Genomic DNA, 5,812 nt, shown 5'->3' on the forward strand with positions numbered 1-5,812 from the left:
GCCCCGACCCGCGCGCCCCGACCATCCAGTCCCGACCCGCGCGTCCCGACCCGCGCGCCCCGACCTATCGGTCCCGGCCCATGAGCCTGGGTCCCATAGGTCTAGGGCGGGGGGTCATAGGTTCGGGGCGGCGGGTGCAGAACCCCAGCGCGACGGGAAGCCCCTCCCACCCACGAAGCGGAGCAGGAGGGTGTCCGAGCTAATTAGTTCGCGAGCGAGTTGATCGAGTTGTCCGGGATCTCCTGCGGAACCTCGGTGTCCTCACCGAGATCCTTGACGTCGATCCAGAGGTCCTCGGCCGGCGCCTTGATCTTGACCTTGGAGCCCCAGCCGGTGTAGCGGGATTCGGTGGTCGAGCGGGTCTTGCCGAGGATCCCGAAGTCCATGGTCCAGCCCGACTTCAGGTGGGTGACCAGGCCCTTGGAGTTGACGATCAGCGAGTAGTCGATCTTGATCTTGCCGATCTTGCCGCTGATCTTCTGCCCGTACGCCTTGCTCAGCTCGCTGTAGGTCAACGACCCCTTGTACGTGCTGGACTTGAAGCTCTTGGCGTGCGACACCAGGGTCTTCAGCACCTTCGGGTCGAAGATGTCGAGAATCTGGTTGAAGGTGCCGCCGCTCGCCACCCCGCTGTAGCGCACCCACTTCTTGCCTTCGGGCAATTCCTCACTGAACAGCGAGCCCTGCGCGTAGCTGTGGCCGCCGACCGTGATGATGTGCGGCGGAGCGAGCGAGCTCGACACGCCACCGGGGGCCCGGTTCTTCAGGTCGGAGGCGACGACCCCCGACTTCCCGAACTCAAAAGTGCCGGTCGTCTTGCCGGCCGTCGAGGTCTTGCCGTCCACGGTCACTCGCGTCGTCTCGGAGATCCGCACCCCGTGCCCCGAGACGAACTGCTTCTTCAGCGCCTTCACCGGATCCACCGGCGCGGCCTGCGCAGGTGTCGCGGTCACGAGCGCGGCGGCCGTGGTTAACGCCAGGCCCGCGAGAATTCGCTTCATACGTTTTCCTTCGATTCAAAAGGAGAGGGAGCAGAATCCTGCCAATTGAAGATCACGACCATATATCGGAGATCGCGACGTATGACCCCGAAACCGTGCAATTGTTGTGCGGGAGCCATCGTCGAGAAGTGAGATGACCGTCACATACCGGGAGAACCCCGACCCGATGACCTGGGCAGGTCAAGCTTCGGGCTAGGCTTCACTGGCGGAAACGCCCGGCACGCACGGGGTTGCCCGGGCCGTCGAACATCAGTCGGATAAGCAAGGACGGACCCTCGTGGACCTGTTCGAACATCAGGCGAAGGAACTCTTCGCTGACTACGGCATCCCGGTGCCACGCGGCATCGTCGCTCACACGGTGGAGGAGGTGCGGTCGGCCGCCACCGAGCTGACTGGGCGCGTTGTCGTCAAGGCCCAGGTCAAGACCGGCGGGCGCGGCAAGGCCGGCGGCGTGAAGGTGGCCGATGACGCCGCCGACGCCGTGACCAAGGCTGAGGCCATCCTGGGCATGGACATCAAGGGCCACACGGTCCACAAGGTGCTTGTGGAGGAGGCCAGCGCGATCGCGGAGGAGTACTACTTCTCCTTCCTGCTCGACCGCGCGAACCGTACCTTCCTCGCCATCTGCTCGGCCGCGGGCGGCATGGACATCGAAGAGGTCGCCCACACCGCGCCCGAGAAGGTGGCCAAGGTGCCGGTCTCGGCGCTGGACGGCGTCGACCGGGCCAAGGCCCGCGAGATCGCGGTGGCCGGCGGCCTGCCGGAGAAGTCGCTCGACGGCGCCGCCGAGCTCATCGAGAAGCTCTGGTGCTGCTTCGTCGACGAGGACGCCACGCTCGTCGAGGTCAACCCGATGATCCTGTCGGCCGACGGCCAGGTGAAGGCGCTCGACGGCAAGGTCACGCTCGACGAGAACGCTGCCTTCCGCCAGTCCGACCACGAGGCGCTCGCCGACAAGGCGGCCGAGGACCCGCTCGAGGCCAAGGCCAAGGAGAAGGACCTCAACTACGTCAAGCTCGACGGCGACGTCGGCATCATCGGCAACGGCGCGGGCCTGGTCATGTCCACGCTCGACGTGGTCGCCTACGCCGGCGAGGCGTTCCCCGGCAAGCCGTCCCCCGCGAACTTCCTCGACATCGGCGGCGGCGCCTCGGCCGAGGTCATGGCCGCTGGCCTGGAGATCATCCTCTCCGACCCGAGCGTCAAGTCGATCTTCGTGAACGTCTTCGGCGGCATCACCGCCTGCGACGCCGTCGCCAACGGCATCGTCTCGGCGTTCAAGCTGCTGGAGAGCCGCGGCGAGGCCGTGACCCACCCGCTGGTGGTCCGCCTCGACGGCAACAACGCCCAGCTCGGGCGGCAGATCCTGGCCGACGCCGCACTTCCGCGGGTCGAGCTGGTGGACACGATGGACGACGCGGCCAAGCGGGCCGCCGAGCTCGCTTCGGTAGGTGCGTAACTCATGGCTATCTGGCTGACCGAGAACAGCAAGATCATTGTCCAGGGCATGACCGGCGGTGAGGGCACCAAGCACACCCGCCGCATGCTCGCCTCCGGCGCCCGCGTCGTCGGTGGTGTCAACGCCCGCAAGGCCGGCACCACCCACGAGGGCCTGCCCGTGTTCGGCACGGTCAAGGAGGCGATGGAGCAGACCGGCGCTGACGTGTCGGTCGTGTTCGTGCCCCCGGCGTTCACCAAGGACGCGGTCAAGGAGGCCATCGACGCCGAGATCCCGCTCGTCGTGGTGATCACCGAGGGCGTGCCGGTGCACGACTCGACCGAGTTCTGGGCGTACGCGGTGGCCAAGGGCAACAAGACCCGCATCATCGGGCCGAACTGCCCGGGCATCGCCTCTCCCGGCGCCTCCAACGCCGGCATCATCCCCGCCGACATCACCACCGCCGGCCGCATCGGCCTGGTCTCCAAGTCGGGCACGCTGACCTACCAGCTGATGTACGAGCTGCGTGACTTCGGGTTCTCGACCGCGGTGGGCATCGGTGGCGACCCCGTCATCGGGACCACGCACATCGACGCGCTCCAGGCCTTCCAGGAGGACCCGGCCACCGACGCGATCGTGATGATCGGTGAGATCGGCGGTGACGCCGAGGAGCGCGCGGCCGCGTACATCGAGCAGCACGTCTCCAAGCCGGTCGTGGCCTATGTCGCGGGCTTCACCGCGCCCGAGGGCAAGACGATGGGCCACGCGGGCGCGATCGTGTCCGGCTCGGCCGGCACCGCGCAGGCGAAGAAGGAGGCCCTGGAGAAGGTCGGCGTCCGCGTCGGCAAGACCCCCTCCGAGACCGCCCGCCTGATGCGCGAGATCATGCAGGCGCGCTGACCCAGCACGAGAAGCCCGGCGCGGTTCCCGCCGCACCGGTGCTGGTCGCCTTGAGAAGCCCCGTGCGGTTCCCGCCGCGCGGGGCTTCCTCCTTCCCACGCCATTACGCGCGCACCGGCAGCCCCGCCGACCTCGTCAAGTGGCCTGGCGTGCCCTGTTCGTAATGACAAAGTGAGCCGGGGGCGGCGCGTCAACCAAGCGCTGGTCGGGAAACCTTGAGAAAATCGCCTACTGTGACGGCGATTCTCGACCAGTTGCGTACTGCCCCCCGGTCTGTGCTCGGCAAGTTGCCCGGGGGGTCGAGCGACGACGACGAGACCAGGCGGCCGCTACCCGTCTCGGGGATGCTGGCCGCCGCCTGCACGCTCGGCGTCGGGCTGGCCGCACTCACCACACTCACCCTTGTCGGCTGGATCGCCGCGCCGCGCGGCACGCTGGGCGCTGGGTTGCCGGGGGTGTTCCGTACCGCCGCGCAGCTGTGGCTGGCCGCGCACCACGCCGGGTTCGCGATCCCTGGCGGGCGGGTCGGGCTGCTGCCGCTCGGGCTCATGATCCTGCCCGCCATGCTCCTCTACCGGGCCGGACGGTGGATGGCGCGCGACGCCGACCTGCGGTTGCGGCTGCCCGCCCGGCTGCCGAAGAACAGCCCGAAGGAGCAGGCCGGTGCTCGCCGCCGGGCCCAGCTGGTCCTGGTGGCCCAGGCCGGGGTGTCGCTGGCGGCCCCGTACGCGCTGCTCGCGGGGTTGATCGCGCTCGTGGCCAGCAACGAGATCACCCAGCCGTTCATCGGCGAGGCGCTGCTGAGCCATTTCGTGCTGGCGTTCCTGGCGGGCGCGCTGGCCACGGCGCGGACGATCGGGCCGTGGCGGGCGATGCTGCGGCTGCTGCCCGAGCGGGTGCGCGCCATGACCGTCGGCACGGCCGTCGCCACGGCGGTGCTGCTCGTGGCCGGGCTCGCCCTGGTGCTGGTCGCTGTCGTGCTGAACTTCGGGCAGGTCAGAGAGCTGTCCGAGGTGCTCTCGCCCGGGTTCGTGGGCGGGGTGCTGCTGTTGCTGTTGCAACTCCTGTACGCGCTCAACGCCGTCATCTGGGCGTCGTCCTACATCGCCGGGCCCGGGTTCGCCATCGGGGCCGACACCCTGGTCGCGCCCACGGGCGTGCAACTCGGCTCGGTGCCGAGCCTGCCGCTGCTGGGCGCGCTGCCGGAGAGCGGGCCCGTGCCGGCGTGGATGATGGCGGTGATCGCGCTGCCGTTCGCGGCGGGGGCGGTGGCCGGGGTGTTCGTGGCCCGGATCTCGCCGTCGCCCTCGTACGAGGCCGCGCCGCTCTGGGGGTTCCTCACCGGCGTCTCGGCCGGTCTGGTGTCGGGGGCGCTGGCGGCGCTGTCCGGCGGGCCCATCGGCGGCGGGCGGCTGGCCACGGTCGGGCCCTCGCCCTGGGAGGTGGCCCTGTCGGTGGCGCTGGAGGTCGGCGTGGCCGCGGGCATCTCCGCGGGCGTGGCCAACCTGCTGCTGCTCAACAAGAAGGCACGCGCGCCGCTCGACCGCGCGGCCGCCCCGGTACGCAAGGCCGGCGCCGCGATCGCCAAGGCGGCGAGCCGGGTCGGGCTGGCCGAGTCGGATCCGCGCCCGCTGCCCGGCCACTGGATGGACGCCACCGAGGCCGACACCCAGGAGATCCCGGTCATCAGGGACGACTGGCAGGACGAGCACGCTTCGGCGGAGGCGGAGACGCTGGCCCAGGCCCGTCCGCGCCTTGCCGAGCCGGAGCCCGATCAGGTACGCCCGCCGCGTAAGGACATCGTGGACGAGTCCGACGACCGAGGCGGCAAAGTCATCTACGTCGACCCCTACGCCTGGGACCGCGACTGAAAGCTGTTCGCGGGATGCACCGGCTGAGCTGGAGAAATCAGGGCGAGGGCCGCCGACCCGCGCAGGGCCTCGGCAAGGTCGGCCGCGTCGCGGAGGCCGCCGAGGTGAGCGTGACGTCCACCAGGCGAGGGTCTGGCACGACCTCGGCGTTCGCCTGCTCGCGCTGGGGGCGCCGGAAGCAGCCCCGACCGCCGGGGAAGAAGCAGTGCGGCTCTACCGCGACCGGGCGCGCGCTCATCAGGAGTGGCACCGGGAGCTGGAGGCGGAGGACGACTGGGACGACGACCATCGCTACTCCGAGGCGTACCTGCTCAAGCGGCGGCCGGAGAAGCTGAAGTCCGCGCGGACGGAGGTCCGGCGAGCCGAGCAGAGTCTGCGCGACGCCCTGCTCACCCTGAAGGCATGCCTGCAGCAGCTAGGCCGCGGCGACGAGGCGGCGCCGGCCGGGGCCGAAGCCGCCGCGCTCGGTTAGGGCCAATGCCGGTTAGTTAGGGCGCCTGGGCGGTTGTCAATTCGGGGCCGGAGAGGACGGCGATGGCGATGGCCGCTCGGTGGTTGGTTCGGTCGGCTTGACCCTTGGCTCGGTGCTTGGAGATGGCGCG

The 5,812-nt window shown here is 69.8% G+C and carries 5 protein-coding genes; 4 read left to right on the plus strand and 1 reads right to left on the minus strand.

Going from position 1 to position 5,812, the window contains the following annotated elements; genetic code table 11:
• Positions 1–203: 203 nt before the first annotated feature.
• Positions 204–1,001: a hypothetical protein gene (locus tag ETD85_RS59540; RefSeq protein WP_138698636.1), complete on the minus strand. Its 798-nt coding sequence runs from the start codon at positions 999–1,001 to the stop codon at positions 204–206.
• 277 nt (positions 1,002–1,278) lie between these two features.
• Between ETD85_RS59540 and sucC the strand changes: the two genes are divergently transcribed.
• From sucC to ETD85_RS59560, 4 genes are all read left to right on the plus strand, one after another.
• Entirely contained in the window at positions 1,279–2,460 is a 1,182-nt protein-coding gene (sucC, locus tag ETD85_RS59545; RefSeq protein WP_138698637.1) for an ADP-forming succinate--CoA ligase subunit beta, read from the plus strand.
• A 3-nt stretch (positions 2,461–2,463) separates the two neighbouring features.
• Positions 2,464–3,339, plus strand: coding sequence for a succinate--CoA ligase subunit alpha (gene sucD / locus ETD85_RS59550; protein WP_138698638.1), 876 nt, complete (start codon positions 2,464–2,466; stop codon positions 3,337–3,339).
• Between the two features lie 233 nt (positions 3,340–3,572).
• Positions 3,573–5,210, plus strand: coding sequence for a cell division protein PerM (locus ETD85_RS59555; RefSeq protein WP_138698639.1), 1,638 nt, complete (start codon positions 3,573–3,575; stop codon positions 5,208–5,210).
• Between the two features lie 205 nt (positions 5,211–5,415).
• A complete protein-coding gene (locus tag ETD85_RS59560) occupies positions 5,416–5,682 on the plus strand; it encodes a hypothetical protein (RefSeq protein WP_138698640.1) in 267 nt (88 codons plus the stop codon).
• Positions 5,683–5,812 lie beyond the last annotated feature (130 nt).

The organism is Nonomuraea zeae (assembly GCF_005889725.1).
GTDB lineage: Bacteria > Actinomycetota > Actinomycetes > Streptosporangiales > Streptosporangiaceae > Nonomuraea > Nonomuraea zeae.

Excerpts from the sequence above, each read along its gene's own strand:
- ETD85_RS59540 (WP_138698636.1), bottom strand. The coding sequence starts at position 1,001 with ATGAAGCGAATTCTCGCGGGCCTGGCGTTAACCACGGCCGCCGCGCTC.
- sucD (WP_138698638.1), top strand. The coding sequence starts at position 2,464 with ATGGCTATCTGGCTGACCGAGAACAGCAAGATCATTGTCCAGGGCATG.